This window comes from Frankia sp. AiPs1 (assembly GCF_023716945.1).
Lineage (GTDB): Bacteria > Actinomycetota > Actinomycetes > Frankiales > Frankiaceae > Frankia.
Genome location: NZ_JAMQQF010000076.1, coordinates 1 through 18,463, shown reverse-complemented (window position 1 = coordinate 18,463; position 18,463 = coordinate 1). Strand labels below are relative to the sequence as shown.

Annotated in this window: 13 protein-coding genes and 1 pseudogene; 7 read left to right on the top strand and 7 right to left on the bottom strand. The window is 72.2% G+C overall.

The features are described 5' to 3' along the window. The first annotated feature begins 1,663 nt into the window (after positions 1-1,663). A complete protein-coding gene (locus ND748_RS10420; protein ID WP_251745473.1) occupies positions 1,664-2,293 on the top strand; it encodes a hypothetical protein in 630 nt (209 codons plus the stop codon). Between the two features lie 661 nt (positions 2,294-2,954). After that, positions 2,955-3,287 carry a hypothetical protein gene (locus ND748_RS10415; RefSeq protein WP_251745472.1) on the top strand — a complete coding sequence of 111 codons (333 nt, stop codon included), beginning with the start codon at positions 2,955-2,957 and terminating at the stop codon, positions 3,285-3,287. Between the two features lie 415 nt (positions 3,288-3,702). Here ND748_RS10415 and ND748_RS10410 read toward each other — a convergent pair whose 3' ends face one another. After that, on the bottom strand, positions 3,703-4,383 hold the full coding sequence (locus ND748_RS10410; protein WP_251745471.1) for a response regulator transcription factor: 681 nt from the start codon (positions 4,381-4,383) through the stop codon (positions 3,703-3,705). A 213-nt stretch (positions 4,384-4,596) separates the two neighbouring features. Next, on the bottom strand, positions 4,597-5,733 hold the full coding sequence (locus ND748_RS10405; protein WP_251745470.1) for a DUF5685 family protein: 1,137 nt from the start codon (positions 5,731-5,733) through the stop codon (positions 4,597-4,599). 273 nt (positions 5,734-6,006) lie between these two features. Between ND748_RS10405 and ND748_RS10400 the strand changes: the two genes are divergently transcribed. Next, positions 6,007-7,425: an HNH endonuclease signature motif containing protein gene (locus ND748_RS10400; RefSeq protein ID WP_251745469.1), complete on the top strand. Its 1,419-nt coding sequence runs from the start codon at positions 6,007-6,009 to the stop codon at positions 7,423-7,425. A gap of 15 nt (positions 7,426-7,440) precedes the next feature. Here the strand turns inward: ND748_RS10400 and ND748_RS10395 are convergent, their stop codons facing one another. From ND748_RS10395 to ND748_RS10385, 3 genes are all read right to left on the bottom strand, one after another. Next, a complete protein-coding gene (locus ND748_RS10395) occupies positions 7,441-8,607 on the bottom strand; it encodes an aminotransferase class V-fold PLP-dependent enzyme (RefSeq protein WP_251745468.1) in 1,167 nt (388 codons plus the stop codon). A gap of 212 nt (positions 8,608-8,819) precedes the next feature. Further along, positions 8,820-10,103: an L-2-hydroxyglutarate oxidase gene (locus ND748_RS10390; protein ID WP_251745467.1), complete on the bottom strand. Its 1,284-nt coding sequence runs from the start codon at positions 10,101-10,103 to the stop codon at positions 8,820-8,822. A gap of 282 nt (positions 10,104-10,385) precedes the next feature. Further along, a complete protein-coding gene (locus ND748_RS10385; protein WP_251745466.1) occupies positions 10,386-12,272 on the bottom strand; it encodes a glycoside hydrolase family 15 protein in 1,887 nt (628 codons plus the stop codon). Between the two features lie 375 nt (positions 12,273-12,647). Here ND748_RS10385 and ND748_RS10380 point away from each other — a divergent pair, with 375 nt between their 5' ends. Next, positions 12,648-13,052: a hypothetical protein gene (locus ND748_RS10380; protein ID WP_251745465.1), complete on the top strand. Its 405-nt coding sequence runs from the start codon at positions 12,648-12,650 to the stop codon at positions 13,050-13,052. A gap of 45 nt (positions 13,053-13,097) precedes the next feature. Here ND748_RS10380 and ND748_RS10375 read toward each other — a convergent pair whose 3' ends face one another. Next, entirely contained in the window at positions 13,098-13,670 is a 573-nt protein-coding gene (locus tag ND748_RS10375; RefSeq protein ID WP_251745464.1) for a PGPGW domain-containing protein, read from the bottom strand. Between the two features lie 549 nt (positions 13,671-14,219). On the opposite strand from ND748_RS10375, the gene ND748_RS10370 reads away from it, so the two are divergent. The 3 genes from ND748_RS10370 to fabI all read left to right on the top strand — a co-directional run bounded on the left by ND748_RS10370 (position 14,220) and on the right by fabI (position 16,857). Next, on the top strand, positions 14,220-14,702 hold the full coding sequence (locus ND748_RS10370; protein ID WP_251745463.1) for a cation:proton antiporter regulatory subunit: 483 nt from the start codon (positions 14,220-14,222) through the stop codon (positions 14,700-14,702). A gap of 21 nt (positions 14,703-14,723) precedes the next feature. After that, on the top strand, positions 14,724-15,905 hold the full coding sequence (locus tag ND748_RS10365; protein WP_251745462.1) for a cation:proton antiporter: 1,182 nt from the start codon (positions 14,724-14,726) through the stop codon (positions 15,903-15,905). A 178-nt stretch (positions 15,906-16,083) separates the two neighbouring features. Then, complete coding sequence (gene fabI / locus ND748_RS10360) at positions 16,084-16,857, top strand: enoyl-ACP reductase FabI (protein WP_251745461.1); 774 nt, start codon at positions 16,084-16,086, stop codon at positions 16,855-16,857. 63 nt (positions 16,858-16,920) lie between these two features. Here fabI and ND748_RS10355 read toward each other — a convergent pair. Further along, positions 16,921-18,463: pseudogene (locus ND748_RS10355) on the bottom strand (pyruvate dehydrogenase); the annotation flags it as partial.

The following is an 18,463-nucleotide window of genomic DNA, read 5'->3' as shown; positions in this document are numbered from 1 at the left end:
CCCGCCAGGCGGGGGCGCGGCCGGCGTGCGTGGCGTCGGCGGTGGGCGTCAGGGCGCTGCCGGTGGCGTCGGGGTCGCTGGTGCCGGCGTTAGCGGTGCTGGTGCTGGTGCTGGTGCTGGCAGTGGCAGTGGCAGTGCTGGCGGTGCCGGCGGTGGCGGTGCTGGCGGTGGGGGCGCTGGGGGTGCCTTCGGCGGCGGGCGCGAGGACGCGGGAGCCAGATCCCGCGCACCGGCGCGCCCGTCCGAGGCGGCTGGGGCGTCGTCGTCGGGTGTGTCCGGTGGCTCGGCCGGCTCGCCGTCGTCCGGGGCTCCCGGCAGACCATCGGCGCCGGGGTCGGTGCCCCGTACTGGCCGGCCCGACGCAGGCGGCGCGGCCGTACCGGCGGGCAACGGCGCGGTCGAACCGGCAGGAGGCGCGGGTAACGGATCTCGGGCACGGCCGGCGACCACGGATCAGGCTGGCTCGGCCGACCACCGCGCGTCGGACGGGTCTCCTTCCGGTGCTGCTCAATGGTCACGGGGCGAGGGCGGCGGGGCCCTGAAGCCGTCGCGTGTTGACCGCGACGTGGACCGGAACCTCCATGCGCCGCCCCCCGGGCCTGGCCCGGCGCCCGCGCCGGGCCGAAGCCAGTCGCCGCACCCCGTCGATCAACAGCCGTGGACACCGCAGATCCGACCGGCTGCCAGCCAGTGGGCCGACCCGCCGCGCACCGCTACTCCACCCCGCGCCGCGCCGCCGCCGCATCCCCCCGCCGCGGCGGGAGGAGACCTGGGGCGGTCGAAGGGCGTCATGCCCGTGCCGTCCGTGCCGCCCGTCACGTCCGTGCCGCCTGTGCCGCCTGCACCGCCTGTGCCGCCGGCGAGAACCGATGTCGCTGCACCCGCCGAGGCCCCGGCGTCGCCGCTTCAGTCCGCCGCCGCGCCGGTGGACGCCGCGGCTCGACCCACGTGGTTCGAGCGCGAGGCGCCACGATCGCCCGTCCGGTCCGTCGACGCGAGAGCGGGCCGGCTGTCCGGCGAACGCGATGTCGCGGGCCGGCCATCCGGCGAACGCGACGTCGGGGATCGCCAGTCGGCCGGCCGAACGGACGGATTGTCCCGAGGCCGCGGGCCTGATCAGAGCCCGGCTGCCGACAGGATTCCCGATCCGCTGCCGAGGCGCGCGGACGAACGCGGCGGTGATATGCCCATGGCGCGGTCGCCGGCACGGGACGCCTCGGCCCACACCAGCGCCAGCGCCCCGGACGTCGTCCGACCGACTCGGCAGGGCACTGCAGAACCACAACACGCACCCGCCCGTGGCATCGGCGACGCGACTGAACCGGCGGACGGAAGCGCCGCCGGGAGCCGTGTCGGCGCCGGCACGGCCCGGCTGCCGACCGCACAGGCAGCGCTCGACCCGCCGACCATGCGCGTCGAGCTGCGCCGAGATCGCGGAAGCGAAGATCACGGCGACGCCGTGAAGCGGTTCGCGGTGACCGAAGACGGCTGGCGTCTCGCGGATCCGGGGCAGCACAGGGCCCCGGAGGCGTCCGAGGTCTCCGAGGCGTTTGAGGCGTTTGACGCGTCAGGGGCGTTCGGGGGCGGTCGCGGTTCTGCCACGCTGCCCCGCTCACACGAGCACGACGCAGCCGCCGGGCCGGTCGTGGCGCCGGAGCGCGAGGTGCCCCGGCCTGACGAGTCCGCCGATCCGGACCGGACCTCCTCGGGTCCTGTCCGTGGCGCGGTTCGGGGTCGGGGGCAGCGGCCCGGCTCGGTAGGTCCGACGCCGGGCGCCGACGAACCGCCGCAACGGCTCGGGGCGGCCGGCCAGGCCGTGACCGGGCCCGCGACGGCGCCGGGCCGGACGCGACCGGCGGCCGCGCTGGCGATGATCGTCGGCGCGGTGGGCTGTGTCATCGGCAGCGTTCTTCCGTGGAGCGAGATGTCCAGCGCGGACGAGACTCGCACCTTCAGCGGCATCGTCGTCGGGGACGGCCGGCTGGTCCTCGTCCTGGCCGTCATCCTGGGGGTCGTGGCTGCGGCGCGGCTCGCGCGCCGGCCGATCGGCGGTGGCGCCGCAGACGTCCTGGCCGCCCGCATAATCGCGATTCTGATCGTGGTGATCGCCGGGCTCGATCGGGCCTACGGACCGCCGACACTCGCGTCCTTTCGGGCCATCTCGGCGGACGTGATCTCCATCCATCCGCAGAACGGGATCATGTTGACGCTCGGGTCCGGCATCCTCGCCCTCATCGGGGCCGGACTGCTGCAGCGGCGGGCGGCACCGGCCGGAGGTGGCCTCCGGCGATGACCCGCCCGGTTTGGTGGGTTCTGTCCCGCGACCATGCGGACGGCTTCCACGCGTGATACGACCGTGCGGGGTGGTCGTCAGACCCCTCCCGGGGTGTCGGACGGTGGTGGCGTGGGTGACCGGTCAACAGCAGAGTCCGTGGGCCCGTCCGGGCGGTGACGGTGCACTCGGGGGCGCCGGGGGCGGCACCCGGGGCGACGCGGGGGACGGCGGGACGACACCGTCCGTCGCCGGCCCACGCCCGCCCGGGGATGACGACCGTACGGCGAAAGTCGCGGCGGAGCTGCGGGCGTGGCGAGCACGGGCCGCGGCGACGGCTGATCCCGCCTGGTCCCGGGCGGGATCCGGTCCGATCTCCCCGGCGACGCCGCAGGTCGGCGCGGCGGCTGGCGGCGGCACGCCGGGCACACGGTCATCGCCCGACGCGTCCCGCGCACATCCGTGGGATCCGCCCTCGCCGGTCCCCGCGTCGGCGGCGGCGGCGTCTGTGTCGGCGTCGGCGCGGACGGCGGGTCCGGCCGAGCGCTCGCGGTCACAGTGGTTCGTGTCCCACTGCGCCTGGCTACCTGGCCCGCTGGCCGTTTGCGCCGGCATAGTTGTGATCATCGCAGCCGGGATGCGGTGGGCGACAGTGCGTGCCTACGGGTTCGTGGAGTTCACCGTGCGAGGAACCGACCCCGACCAGCATGGGCGACTGATGGTGCTTCTCGGCATCCTCGCCGTGGTCGCGGGTCTGCTCCTCGCCGCCGGACGCAGGCAGTGGGGGCGCATGCTTGCCACCATGACGGGGCTCATGGTCCTGCTGAGCGCGGCGATTGACCTCGTCCAGCTGTACCGGGGAGGTCCGTTCGTCGACAGCGGGCTGCGTACGGCGACCACGGTCGGCCCCGGATTGTGGGTCATTGCCTGTGGTGGTTTTATTGTTCTTCTGGCTGGCGTGGTTGCGCGATTCGCGTATAAGCCCGCGGCTGGCGGCGGCGAGCTGCGGCGTTGATCGGCGGCCGACCCTTCGTCTTGATCCCTGAGTTTGCTGTGGCCCGATCGTGGGGTCTGTGACCCCCAATGGGGGGACACCCGGTTCGGTGGATTTGGGGTCATGACGACAACCACGACACCAGGCACGATGAAGGAGGTCAAGGGCACACGGGGGGAGCAGCGAGGCTCGGTCGGGGGACGTGCCGCAGATGTTCCGCACTTGACCGGATCGCGCGCCCTCACGCCACGCGGGGGGTGGCGTGAGGGCACGCACCGGATACGGGGATTCGGAGTGTGTCGGGGTAGTGGGCGCTGACATGGGGGTGTCGGCGCCCACTGCGCTTTTTCGAGTCCGTTGGAGTCGGGTCGGCCTCGGATGAGGCGGCCGAGCGCCACCCCCAAGGTTGGTTGGTTCGGTGGTTCTGACGCCTCGGTCAGGCCATCCCCTCGGCACGGCGGTCGAGATGACCGTCCTCGATCGCTCGCTTGAACAGGTCGACCTTTGTCGCCGCGTCTCGGCCGACCCGTCGGTACTTCTGGCGGACCCGGTCGATGTACTGCTTGGCGGTCTCCGGGGAGACATTCATCTTCCGTGCCACGGTCTTCAGCGGCATCCCTGTCGCATACAGGCGCAGTGCCTCGATCTCCTTCGGGGACAGGTCCGGCTTGTCGGGAGAGTCGTCGGTGAGGAGCAGGAAGGCAAGCTGCGGAGAGATCCACCCGGTGCCGCCGGCAGCCGCCCGGATCGCAGTTGCCAGGTCCTCGACGTCATCGGTCTTCGGAACGAAGCCCGAGGCGCCGGCGCGCATCGCATCCCGGACGGTGGCCGGCGCCGCCGCGGCGCTGAACACCACCACCGCCCGCTCTTTGGAGAGCAGCCGCCGGAGGTTGTCCGGCGGCTCGGTGCCGTCACCGAGGTCGAGATCGAGCAGGACCACCTGTGCGTGTCGCCCAGGCCCCGCAAGCAGTGCGTCGAGGGAACAGGCCGTGTCGATCAGGTCGAAGTCCTTGACGTCGTGAAGCAGGTCTGCGAGGCCGCGCAGCACGATCGGATGATCGTCGACCGCCGCAACCGTGATGATGTCGGAAACCGTCGTGTCGTCCTCTGCGTTCATGGTGGTCCAGTCGTTCTCCCGGACTTGCGGCCATGACAGACCTCGACACGGCCGTACGGGCGTCGGTGCCCGCCAGTGGGGACGTGGGGGCGTCCCCGGCCGCGAGGAGCGTCGGGGACTCCGCTCGCGCGACGTTCACCATTTCAGCAGATCCCTACCAGATGTCACGACCAGGTTCCGCCTTCCGCAACGAGGTCGGCACATCGGGCTGTCTCAGCAAGCACAGTCGCATCCGCAGCAGCCGCACTCCGCGCACTCGCCGCAGGACCCGCAGCAGTCGCAGCAGTCGCAGCCCCGGCCGCACAGACCCTCCTTTCGCTTCCCGTCCAGCGGTGACGTGTAATCGCCGCACATCTGGCAGGTCAGGAACATGCCGGCGGCAACCAGGCAGGCCGAGCCCGTCCGCCGGCGGTGCGGTGGCCGGCCGTCGGGGTGCCCATCCGGCCGCTGGCCGGGGCGGCCCGGCTCCGGTGACGGTCCGGTGGACGCGAAGGCCCGGTCGACGGCATGACCGAGCCCGTCGCCGAAGAGGAGACGGGCGAGCCGGGCATCGGCCGTGTCGGTGAACCGAACCTCGGCCAAGGCATGCCGCAGGTGCCGCCGGCCGTCCTCGCACAGGCGGTGGGCGTCGGTCGGGCTGGTTCCCGTCGCCGTCAGCGGGTTCCAGGATCCCGACCGGGCGTCGTCGGCCTGATCGGTGACAGCGTCGAGCAGATGGACGACGCGGCCGAAGTGTCGCCCCACCGCCGCCAGGGGCGCACGGTTGTCGTCGCACCCGGCCACGACGGCGGTGTGCGACAGGACGGCGGAAACCGCACTCTCGGTCGGTGCCAGCGCGTCCAACAACGCCGCCCTGCCCTTGGCGCCGCCGCCCTCACGGGCGCGCCCCGCCGCCGCCTCGCGTTCCAGCAGGGCGACACCGAACCCCACCCCGGAGCCGGTGCGCTCGGCAGCTGCGCCGGCCCGATCGGCCACCCGCTGCCCGATCGCGGCCGCGGGGCGGCGGCGCAGGAGACCGTCGCCGTCGGCAATGTGGTCACCGACGGCGGTCGCGCTCGCGGCGAGGGACACTGCGGCCGCCAGCCTCGGGCCCCCCTCAGTGGATGCCGCCACCTCGATCCGGCGCATCGAGCGGAACGGACACGGCCCGGCCCTGCGGCGTTCTGCCGGCGCGCCGGCCTGCGCGGCGACGAGCACCGACACGAGTACCGCGTCCATGTTCGTGGCGAAACGGGCCCACTGGCCATGATGGTCGCGCAGCGTCAGGCACAACCCGCAGAGATGCGACATCCACGCCGCCTGCAGGTCGCCTGACAACTGGTGCCGGCAAGGGCGAACCACTCCGAACATGGCCGCACCCTCTCAGAAAAGGCGGGTGGCGGTACGTGCACGCGGGCTACCTGACCTTGTCTGGCACGCGACAGTGCAGCCGCTCGGGGCGCAGTTGCTGGGCGAGACCGGTCGTCGGCGCGGGGCCGGCCGAGCGGCGCAGCGGTCGTTCTCATGCGGACGACGATAGCGTACGATCGAACGCGAGTTCGAATACCCGTCGAGCTCTCCCCTCCGACCGGAGGCCGGGTGGGGTGGTGTCCATACGTCGTCGAGGGAAGCGATGGTGCGACGATGCCAGCAGAGCAGCCAGGTGAGCGCGACGTCAGTCGGCCGGCCGCCAGCCAGGGAGAGGCCGAGGCGCAGACCCCGCCCGGCCACGGCGCGATGCGCGTGTTCGATCGGGTCGTCGGCGAGCTGAGCGCGGACGAGTGTCTGCGCTTCGATGTTCGCCTCGAACGGCAGATCGCGCGGCTGCAGGCGGCGCAGCTTGCCGTGCGGGCCCGGTTCGCCGAGCACCGTCCGCGCCTGGAAGGCGAGCCGGACGAGCGGCGCTTCACCGAGTTCGCGGGCGAGGAGCTGGCCGCCGAGCTCGGAGTCGCGCCTGCCCTCGGGAACCGCCGGCTCATGCTGGCGGTCGAGGTGTGCACCCGCCTGCCGGCGAGTCTGCATGCTCTGCATGAGGGCGACATCGACCTGCTGCGGGTGGAGAGCCTCGCCCGCCAGACCGCGGCGCTGAGCGCCACGCAGGCCGAAGCGGTCGAGCGGGCTGTCCTCGAGCGGGGAGGCCGGGCCAGCCATGCAGCTTTCCGTGCCGCGGTACGACGCCGGGTGCTCAAGGTCGATCCGCAGGGTGCGAATCGCCGTCATCGCCATGCGGTGCGAGGGCGCTGCGTGCGGATCACCGATGGCGAGGACGGCATGGGAACGTTGCGTGCGCTGCTCCCTGCCGAACGGATGGTGGCGGTTTACCACCGAGTCGACGTCTTCGCCCGTCTCGCGGCTGGCGATCCGGAGGACAAGCGCACGCTGGACGAGCGCCGGGCCGATGTCCTCTATGACCTGTTGATGGGACAGGACCGCCACAGCGTTCGCCCCGAGGTGCAGGTCGTGGTGCCGATCTCGACCCTGATGGGAGTCTCGGACGAGCCGGGCGAGCTGGCCGGGTACGGCCCGATTCCGGCGGAGCTCGCCCGCGAACTCGCCGCCGACTCAAAGTCGACCTGGCGGCGGATACTCACTGATCCGCAGGACGGCCAGGTCGTCGAGGTAGGGGATCGGCGCTTCCCCTCGCCCGGTCTCGCGCGGGCCGTGCGTGCGAGGAACCGTCACTGCATCTTCCCGGGCTGCGGCAAGCCCGCGATCAACTGCGAGATCGACCATACGAAGCCGCATGCGGCGAACGGCCGCACGGAGGAGGGGAACCTCGGTCCGGCCTGCGCCCGGCACCACCACCTCAAGCACGCCGAGAGCCGGCGTCGACGCCGGACCCGACACAGGCACAGCGGAGGTGCTGGCCCGGGCCGGCCGCCGGCGGAGCCTGCCGTCCGCGGCCGCGCCGAACCCCCCGCCGCCGACTGGAAGTGCGAGCAGCCGACGCCCGGCGTCTTCCTGTGGACCAGCCCGGAGGGACGGACCTACCGAGTGCTGCCAGAGCCATATCTCGACGTCACGCAGCCCCCTGCCGGGCGGAGCACGCCGGAATCGGCCTGAGACGTGTGGTCCGTCTCAGGCGCGTGGCGAGTTCCCTGGCTCGAGGTTCAGCGCCGCGGCGAGCCGTTCGAACTCGGCCGGATCGTTGTACACGTGGGCGCTCACCCGCAGCACCGGCCCTCCGAGATCACGGCTTCGCTGGACCGGTATTGCGCTGGTGAGGATCGCATCGTGGCGGTAGAGACGATCGCGGACGGCCACGGGGTCCACGCCGGGGGGCGGTTCCAGCGTGACGATGCCGGTCGGCGAATCCGGCCACTCGCGCACCCGCCAGCCGCCGGCCCCGTCCAGGACGCGTCGCGCGTAGGAGGCGAGGTACACGATACGAGCGAACACGCGCGGGGGATCGCTGGCGAGCAGCTCGGAGAGCGCCTGGGCGAGACCGACCCGGGAGGCTATCGAGGCTTCACCGATGCTCAGCCGGGCCAGCCCGGGCAGGGGAACTGGCTGGCCGTCCTTGCCTCGACCCATGCTGTAGAGACTCGGAACTGCGACGTTGATGCGTTCGGCCAGGTCCCCCCGCACAGCGAGGAAGCCGGTGCCCCGCGGTCCGCACAGCCACTTGCGTGACGTTCCCACGTAGGCGCTGGCGTGGATGCCGGAGACATCGATCTGGCCGAGGGACTGGGCGACGTCGAGGACGAGCGGCACCCCGGCGGCGACACAGCGCCTGCCGATCTCGACGGCCGGCTGCACAAGGCCGTGTTGGCTGGGGACATGCGGAAAGACGACGAGATCCAGCTCGTCGAGCGCGAGCGGACGGTCTGCCCGGCGGCTGGGAATCCCCGCCCGGTCGAGGACGTCGAGGTCGATCACGCCCTGCGGGTCGACGGGCAGATCGATCAACTCGAGTGGAGCCTGCCCTGCCCGGGCCTCGAGCACGAGCATGTTGGAGCCGTACTCGCTCGGGAGAACTCCGACTCTGGCGCCCGCAGACAGGGGCCACGCGGGGAGCAAGGCGGCAAAGGCGGTGCTGGCCGAATGGTGGAAGGTGACCTCGTCGGGGCCGAGGCCGGGTCCCAGGAGGTCTGCGAGCGCCGTCCGCGCGGAGTGCAGAACCTCGCAGGCTTCCATCTCGGCGACATACGCGCCACGTTCGCCTTCGCGCCGCAGATGAGAGATCTGGGCGTCGAGGGTCGCCTGGCTGGGCCGGCCGGCGGCAGCCGCGTCCAGGTGAGTCACGGTTGAGGCCGGCCGTGCTGCGCGCCAACGTCGGGCCAGGTCGGTTCCCGCACGGTTGTCATCCACCGCGTCGGCGAGAACCTCACGACCCTGGCGGCTCGGCGTCACACTCACGGGACCAGGATCGCATCTATCGAACGGTCCGGATCCGGGATGCGGGTCCCCGGGATCCCAGACGTGTCTGTCGCCGTGTCGTCCCGGCGTGGCGGGTGTCAGCTCGCCGGTTCGGGAACGACCTTGCTCACGATGTGCTCGGCGATCGCGAGCGATGCGGTTGCACCCGGCGACGGCGCGTTGCGCACGTGGACGACCCGACCGGTGTGCGACAGGACGAAGTCGTCGACGAGGCTGCCGTCCCGAGCCACGGCCTGGGCACGCACACCCGCCGGACCGCGCACCACGTCGGTGGGCCGCAGCTCGGGCACGTAGCGCCGGGCCTCCGCGACGAACGCCCGCTTGCTGACGGTGTGCAGGATCTCCTTCGCGCCGGTCTTCCAGTGCGTCCTGGCCATCTTGTGGAAGCCCGGCCAGGTGAGGGTCCGCCGCAGATCACTGCCCTGGATGGTGCCGACCGTGTAGCCCTCGCGGGCGGTGGCGAGCACCGCGTTGGGCCCGACGAGGACCTCCCCGTCGATCCGCTTGGTGAGGTGGATGCCGAGGAAGGGGTACCGCGGATCCGGCACCGGATAGATCAGCCCGCGGACGAGATCCCGCCGCTGCGGGCGCAACAGCCAGTAGTCACCTCGGAAGGGGACGATCTGAGGGGAGGGGTTCTCGCCGGTGAAGGTTGCCACCAGGTCGGACTGCAGCCCCGCGCAGGCGATCAGCAGATCAAATGGACCGACGCGCTCGGAGACGACCGAGACCCGCCCGCCGTCCTGGGAGGCCACCTCGTGATTGCCGTTGGGGCGGGCGCTGGCGGAGCCGGCGACGGTCAGGCGCAGGTGCACCCCATCCGGCCGCTCGTCGACGCCGATCACCTCGGCACCGGTACGCACCGTGCCACCCGCTGCGATGATCTCCTTGCGGAGCGCCTGCGCGACTCCGGGATAGTCGACGATCGCGGTGGTGGGGGAGTGCAGAGCGGCAACCCCCCGGGCGTGCGGTTCGATTGTCCGCAACTCGGCGGCGTCGAGCATGCGCGTCCGGGGGACTCCGTTGGCCAGCGCGCGCTTCTCGATCGCGGCCAGCCGCTCCAGTTCGCTGTCATCGACCGCTACGACGACCTTGCCGCACTCGTCATAGCGGATGTCGTGGGTGTCGCAGAACTCGCGCAGCAGGCCGACGCCGCGCCGGCACAGGGTGGCCTTCAGCGAGCCCGGGACGTAGTAGAGGCCGGCGTGGACGACGCCGCTGTTGCGTCCGGTCTGATGCCGGGCGACGTCGGGCTCCTTTTCGAACACGGTCACCGTCGCTCCCGGTTCGACCTGGCCAAGACGCCGGGCCACCGCCAATCCGAGTATGCCGCCGCCGATCACCGCGATTCGACCTGCCACGCCCCGCCCCCTGCTCCTCGTCGATCGGCTGGAGTTTCCCGCCACGCCGACAGTACGGAACAAGTATCGGCATGCACGGTGTGTGACGAGCCGGTAGTCCGGCTGGCGGCCCGTACGGCGAACTCGGCACCGCACGCACGGCACTGGCACGCACGCACGGCACTGGCACGCACGCACGGCACTGGCACGCACGCACAACCCGGCGCGGCGCGACTCGGCGGCCTCACGACCCGCTGGGTCGCGCGGCCGCCGGACCACTCAGCCGAGCAATCAGCCGAGCAATCACCCGAAGAAGTGGCCCGGCGGGTGTGCGCGGTCGGTGCGCGAGCGGGGCACCCCGCGCAGCGCGTCGGTGAGCGTGCGCGCAGTGTTGACCAGCGGCACGTGGCTGAACGCCTGCGGGAAGTTGCCGGTCATTCGCCCGAGCCGGGGATCGTACTCCTCGGCGAGCAGTCCGACGTCGTTGCGCAGTGACAGCAGGCGTTCGAACAGCTCCTGAGCCTCGTGCACCCGTCCGGACAGCGCGTAGTTGTCGGCGAGCCAGAAGGTGCAGGCGAGGAAGGCGCCCTCGCCGGCGGGCAGCCCGTCGACGGCGCCGTCCTCGGCGGTCGGGTAGCGCAGGACGAAACCGTCCTCCATCAGTTCCCGTTCGATCGAGGCGACCGTGCCGACTACCCGGGGATCAGTTGCCGGCAGAAAGCCGACCAGTGGCATGTACAGCAGCGCCGCGTCGAGCTCGCGGGAGCCGTAGAACTGGGTGAAGGTGTTGCGGTCCGAGTCGAAGCCCCGTGCGCAGACCTCGGTGTGGATCTCGTCGCGCAGCGCGGACCAGCGCTCCACGGGGCCGGGCAGGCCGGACTCCACGATGCCGCGGACGGCCCGGTCGGCCGCGACCCAGGCCATCACCTTCGAGTGGACGAAGTGCCGGCGTGGTCCGCGGACTTCCCAGATGCCCTCGTCGGTCTTGCGCCAGCCGGTCTCCAGGAAGTCCATCAGCTTGGTCTGCAGCGGCCAGGAGTCGTCGCCGTGCTGGTCGGCGATCGCCTGGCCGCCGGGCAGGACGAGTCCGGGCACGGACGGCCGCCGGTTGGCAACCGCGACCCGCGCGACGTGCAGGGCGTCGAGGACCTCGCCGTAGACGTCGAGCTGGAACTGGTCGACGGCGGCGTTGCCGACCCGGACGGGGGAGGAGTTCTCGTAGCCGGCGAGCCAGGGCACCTCGTACTCGGGCAGCCGGCGTTCTCCCCCGACGCCGTACATGATCTGGACCCGGGACGGGTCGCCCGCGACCGCCCGCAGCAGCCATTCCCGCCAGGCGGTCGCCTCGCTGGTGAACCCGGCGTCGAGCAGGGCGAGCAGGGTGATGGTCGCGTCGCGCAGCCAGCAGTAGCGGTAGTCCCAGTTGCGCACCCCGCCGATGTGCTCCGGCAGCGACGTGGTGACGGCCGCGACGATGCCGCCGGTCGGGGCGTAGGTCAGGGCCTTGAGGGTGATCAGCGAGCGGCGCACGGCGGGTTGCCACTGACCGTCGTAGGTGCAGCCGGCCATCCAGTCCGACCACCACGCCTCGGTGAGGGTGATCATGCGGCGGACGTCGTGGACCGGCGGTGGCGTCTGGTGCGACGGCGTCCAGGTCAGCGAGAAGGGCACCGACTGGCCGGCCGCGACGTGGAAGTCGGCGTAGGTGGCCATGTCGTGCCCCTCCATCGGGGCGGTGGTGCGCAGGGTGACGGCGTCGGGACCGGCGACGGCGGACATGGTGTGCTCGTCGACGCGGCGCACCCACGGCACGATCGAGCCGTAGTCGAAGCGGAACCGGGTTTCGGAGCGCATGTGGACGGCGCCCTCGAGACACTCGACGAGGCGTAGCACCGTGTGGGTGCCGGCGTGGGGGAACATTGCGTCGACGATGCGCACGGTGCCGGAGGCGGTGGTCATGTCCGTCTCCAGCACCAGAGTGTCGCCCCGGTAGCGGCGGCTGACACCGAGGACCGGCTCGACCGGGGCGATCTGCCAGTGCCCGTCGTCGGCGTCACCGAGCAACGCGGCGAAGCAGGACGGCGAGTCGAACCGGGGCAGGCACAGCCAGTCGATCGAGCCCGTGCGCGCCACGAGTGCCGCAGAGTGGGTGTCGCCGATCAGCGCGTAGTCCTCGATCAGGGATGGCACGACCTGTTCCTCGTTCCCATGGTTCGCTGGTCGCGATCATCGGACGGTGATGATCGCCGGATGTGGGATGAACGCCGTTTCCCGGCGTCATCGGATGTGGCCTATCGCGAGTGGCCCGTCGTTGGGCCCGATCGTGGGCGGGCGCCGCCGGTCGACGGTGTGCCGGTGGCGCGTACCCGGGGGCGGGCGCGCGCCCCCCGCCCGGCAGGTGGGCCGGGCGGGGGAGGCGGTCACACGTGGCGGACGTCGCCGAGCCTCACAAAGGCGTTCACCTTACGGACTGCGCCGGCCGGCTAGTTTGGGGGTCCGGACTTCGTGGTGGTCCACCCGTAATCCGGACCAGAATTCTTTCCCCGATGTGACAGGACTCACGACGTGGCCACTTCGCCGCCCACCGCTACCGCTGCTACCCGTGCCGTGCGGTATCTGGTCGACCCGCGGCGCCGCACGGCGGTGGTGGCGATCACCCTTGCGGCCGTCGGTCTGATCGCGTTCGGAATCTACGCGACGGTGAGCGGGCCACCCCCCAAGCAGGAGGCCGTCGTCTACTTCACCCCGGAGGCGACGACGGCGCAGAAGGAGGCCGTGCGCGCCGCCTGTCCCTCGGTGGGCCGGGCGATCCAGGAACCGAAGGACCGCAACAACCTCGCCGTCAGCAGGGCGTATCCGCTGCGCTACGACGTCGCGAAGGCGTCGACGGCCGACCGCGCGGCGCTGTACAAGTGCGTGCACGACCAGGCGGGCGTGATGGGCATGAGCCAGGAGACCCAGGGCCAGTGACACCCGGGTCCCGGGTCCCGGGCGGCGGATCCCGGGCGGCGGGGATCAGCCGGGACGCCCCGCCGGGTCCTGCGTCGCCTCACCGGCGCGCTTCGGCGAGTCCCCGTCGGGCTCTGAATCTCCGTCGGGCTTCGAGTCCCCGTCGGGCTCCGTGTCCGCCCGCTCCTCCTGCTCGCGCTCATCGAGGAGCTCGGCGGGAGTGGGCAGGCCGGCATCACGCGCCTGCTTCGCCTGCCACAGGCTGACGATCATCGTCGCCAGCACGACGAGTCCGCTGAAGATCAGGCTCCCGCCGGTCCAGGGCGAGGAGGCCGGCAGGGTTTCGACGACGATCCAGGCGATGCCCGCGGCGACCATGCCGAGCCCGAACACGATCGTGAACGCCGAGGAGAACCGGTTGGCGGCGGCCTGGTCGGCGAGGTCGGCCGCCTTGCGCCGGGTCCGTTCGAAGCGGCTGCGCGCCCATTCGTACTCCAGGCTCAGGATGAAGAACCCGAGGGCGACCACGAGGAAGCCCGGACCGGGCAGGACGAGCATCGCGATGCCGACGCCGAGGACCACGATCCCCAGGACGGTGAGGGCGATCCTGCGCAGCAGTCGGGCGCTTTGGGTCAGCACAGGTGGCGACTCTCCCTGGACGGGGTGGGGCGGGGACGGGGGGGACGGGTTGCGCACAGGTCCCCACGGGTCCAAGGCGGTTCCTGGCGGTTCCTAGCAGGTGCTGACTTCCTGACAGGTGCGGGTGGTTCCTGGCGGTTCCTGGCGTGTCCTGCCGTTAGCAGGTGCTGATGGCCGGTTCCTGGCGCCGGTTCTGACCGTGTTGCCCGGACGGGTACCGTCCCGATGCCATCGACGTCGTCATCGCTACCCCGTAGCAACGCGCCGCGCACCACAATCGTGGCCCGAATCGCCGAGACCGGCTCCGTGATCTGAGCCGCGCTCCCGCCCGCGGCGTTGCGTGACGTCGCCGGGCATCGCGCCCGCCGCCCGGGCTTCGACAGGGACGCCGGTGACGATCGACTCTCGCAGTGTCACCGCGGCTTTCGTGTTCTGGTGCGGCTACGGCGAACCAGAGGCGTCTGCGGATCGTTCGTTAGGGTGGCATAAGGCGGCTCACCAGGAGCTTCCTGCGGACGAGCGGGCCAACAAGGCGCGGAGAGGGTTGTTGTGGAGATCGAGGAGACCGCGCTCCCTGGCATCGGGTTGCGGCACGACTTCCCAACGCGCAGCGGACGTCGGCTGGGGGTCGTGTCCCATCATCACGGACGCCGTGATCTTGTGATCTACGATCCCGACGATCCCGACTCGTCCCGGGACTCCATCCCGCTCACGGCGGAGGAGAGCGACGTGCTCTCGGAGCTGCTGGGCGCGCCGCACATCGTCGAGAAGCTGGCCGACATCAGCAGCGCGTTCGCCGGGCTGGTCGGCGAGCAGATCGCGATCCTGCCCGACTCGCCCTTCGAGGGCCGCCCGCTGGGAGACACCCAGGCCCGCACCCGCACCGGCGCCTCCATCGTCGCCGTCGTCCGCGACCAGATCGTCCACGCCTCCCCCCGGCCGGACTTCCGGTTCGAGGCCGGGGACATCGTGGTCGTCGTCGGGACCCCGGAGAACACGGCGTCCGTCGCTGCGTTGCTCCAGTCCGGCTGACGAGCGGGCTGGCCGGATCGCGTGCATTCCACCGGGACGACCTTTCTCGAGCTCGGGGGGGTTCTGTTCTCCCTTGGCATCCTCGGACATCTGGCGCTGCGCGTCGGAATCTCCCCCATCCCGCTCTACCTCGTCGGTGGTCTGGCGTTCGGTCACGGCGGGTTGCTGCCGCTCGGCGCCAGCGAGGAGTTCATCAGCGTCGGTGCCGAGATCGGCGTCGTCCTGCTGCTGCTTACCCTCGGTCTGGAGTACACCGCCGGCGAGCTGCTGTCCGGCCTGCGTAAACAGGCCCGCGCCGGGGTCCTCGACCTCGTCCTGAACGCCACCCCGGGCGTCGTGGCGGCCTTCGTCCTGGGCTGGGGTCCGACGGCGGCGGTGGTTCTCGGCGGGGTGACGGCGATCTCCTCGTCCGGGATCGTCGCGAAGGTCCTCGGCGATCTCGGCCGGCTCGGTAACCGGGAGACGCCGGTCGTGCTGTCCGTCCTCGTGCTCGAGGACCTGGCGATGGCCGTGTACCTGCCGATCCTGACCGCGCTGCTGGCCCACCACAGTTTCGCCCGCGGGTCGCTGACGGTGGCGATCGCCCTCGGCCTGCTCGTCGCCGTCCTCTACGTCGCGCTGCGACACAGCGACAAGGTGACCCGCCTGGTGTTCAACCCGTCGGCGGACCGCGACGACGAGGTCCTGCTGCTGCGAGCGCTGGGGCTGGCGCTGCTCGTGGCCGGGCTCGCCCAGCGGATGCAGGTGTCCTCCGCCGTCGGTGCCTTCCTCGTCGGCATCGCCCTGTCCGGTCCCGTGGCCGAGGGGGCGCAGGAGGTGCTCCGGCCGCTGCGGGACCTGTTCGCGGCCGTCTTCTTCGTCTTCTTCGGGATGCAGACGGCCCCCGCCGACATTCCGCCGGCGCTGCTCGCCGGGTCGCTGTTGGCGCTCGCCGGCGTCGTGACAAAGGTCATGACGGGGTGGTGGGCGGCCCGCTCCGCCGGGATTGGGACGATGGGCCGGTTCCGGGCGGGCGCGGCCCTCGTCGCGCGGGGCGAGTTCTCGATCGTGATCGCCGGTCTCGCCGTGGCGGCCGGCATCGAACCGAAACTGGGGCCCCTCGCCGCCTGCTATGTGCTGCTCATGGCGATTATCGGCCCGCTGGCCGCTCGTTTCGTCGAGCCGGTGACCCGCACCACCCGCCGCCGGCTGAGCCGCTCCTGATCACCGGCCGGCGGCCCCGTATCGACGAACCCGCAACAGTTGGTCCACGTTCCCTCGATATCGGCTGGGGCGCTCCGTGGGCCGTTCGCCGGCCGCAGCGGCGTCGGACCGGAACGGGGGCAGACTTCCGGGCCCGGGTGTGCCCACTCGGGCGGCCATGTTTGGCAGGATGCGGCCCATGAGCGGACTTCTCGAAGGTAAGCGCGTTCTCGTCACCGGTGTTCTCACGGAAGCATCGATCGCGTTCAGCGTTGCCCGCATCGCACAGGAACAGGGCGCGCAGGTGGTTCTCTCCGGATTCGGCCGTGGCCTGTCGCTGACCCGGCGGATTGCCAAGCGCCTGCCCGCCGAGGCGCCGGTCGTCGAGCTGGACGTCACCGACGAGGAGCAGCTGGCCGGTCTCGCCGGGCGGGTGCTCGAGCACGTCGACGGCCTGGACGGGGTGCTGCACGCGATCGGTTTCGCCCCCGAGTCGGTCCTCGGCGGCAAACCGTTCGTCGAGGCCGCCTGGTCCGAGGTCGGCACCGCCCTGCAGGTGTCGACCTGGTCGTTGGCCTCCCTGACCCGGGCGACCCTGCCTCTGTTCGGGGAACGGGCGTCGGTGGTGGGCCTCGACTTCGACGCCTCCGTCGCCTGGCCGTCCTACGACTGGATGGGTGTCGCCAAGGCGGGACTGGCGTCCACGGCCCGTTACCTCGCCCGCGATCTTGGCCCGCGCGGCGTCCGGGTGAACCTGGTGGCGGCCGGCCCGCTGCGCACGATGGCAGCCAAGAGCATCCCGGGCTTCAGCCAGTTCGAGGACGTCTGGGACGGCCGGGCGCCGCTGGGTTGGAGCGTCCACGACACGACGCCCGCGGCCCAGGCCTGCGTGGCGCTGCTGTCGGACTGGTTCCCGGCGACCACCGGCGAGATCGTCCACGTCGACGGCGGCGTCCACGCGGTTGGCGTCTGACGCGACCGACCGCTGCGGGCCGACCGGCGGGCGTAGGTGCCCCAGGTCGGCCCACCGCGTCGGTCAGCCGGCGCTCGCCGCCTCGTCGAGCAGGTCCAGCGCCGTTCCGACGATCACCTCCACCGTGACCGGTACGGCCCCCGATCGGGCCGCGGCCCCGGCGGACTCCGGCGGCGGCGCGGCCGAGCCGAGCGTCGAGATCGGATCGCCGTGCACGCCCGCGAGGAAACTCAGTGCACGCGGATCGCCGTCGACGACCGTGACCATCGGACCCCGCCGGTCGACCGGGAAGAGTTCGGCGAGCAGCGCGTCCGACCCCTCGGCCAATCCGCGGCGGGCCTGCAGCGCCTGGAAGACGGCTCCCGGCGAGGTCAGGCAGACCACGCTCACCTCCTGGCCGAGCCCGGCGCGCAACTGCGCCGCGGCGTGCAGCACCTCCGGCATGACCGGGCCGACACCGACCAGGGTGATCGCGGCTGCCGGCCCGCCCTCGTGCAGTCGGTAGCCGCCGGCGAGCACCAGGGCGCGACGGCGGCGCCAGCCGTCGGCGTCCACCGGAAGTTCGGCGAGCCGCTGGTCCACCGGGCGGGCGGAGAGCTGAATCAGGCTGGAGGCGCCGTCGAGTCGGGCCAGCCGGCCGAGCCCCGCCAGCAGGCACCACGCAAGATCGTGGGCGAACGCCGGCACCCAGGTCGTCGCGATCCCGGCCGGGGCGCCGTCGCCGCCGTTCCAGGCCAGGGCGCGGGTGACCGGGTCGAGTCCGGTGTCCGCCACCGCCAGCACGGAGCGGGCATCGGCGCTGCCGCCGGCGAGCCAGCCGGGCAGCACCCGACCTGCCGACACCTCGTCGGCGACCCCGATCGGCAGCAGCGGCAGGCCCTGCCGGCTCCAGGCCACCCCCAGCGAGCCGAGGACCCCGCCGAACGCCGCCGCCGACAGGCCACCGGCCACGTGCCGCCCCGCCGGGGCGTCGCCGTCGCCATCGTCGTCGCCGCCGTCGTCCGCGCCGCCCGGCCGCATCAGGTCGGTAACGCCCCTCATCCCGCCGGCATTGCGCTCAAGGCCCAAGCCGCTGCTACTGCTGCCCAGACCGCTGCCGCTGCCCAGACTGCCGCTGCTGCCCATGCCGCCGGACGCCGCGCTGCTCGCCGCTGTGGGCACACCGTTCGCCGGCGGGCCAGCCGCGCGGGTTGGGGCGATGATCGCCTGTTCAGCCCTGCCGGCGGGGTCGGTGGTGTTGCCGTACGACGCCGTGGCGCCGTCGGCGGGTTCGCCGGCGGCGGCCAGCCAGCCGGCGAGCACGGGATCGGCGGCCCGCGTGCTGATCGTGACCACCGCGGCCGCCGCCTGCGGGGCAAGTCGCGGCAGATCCCGCAGCAGGTCCCCGAACGCCTCCTGAGTGGAGATCCGGTCCGGGAAGCGGCGGGCAGCGGCGTGTGCGGGCACCGGGGCGGGATCGCGCAGCGGCACCGGAGCACGGTCGAGATAGCGCGCGACATGGTGGGCGAGTCGCCGCGCCGCCGGGTCCGGTGGCAGGGCGACGACCGCCCTGGCGGCGTCGGCCGCCGCACCAGCTCCGTCGCGGGAGGCGACCTGGGCGCCCGGC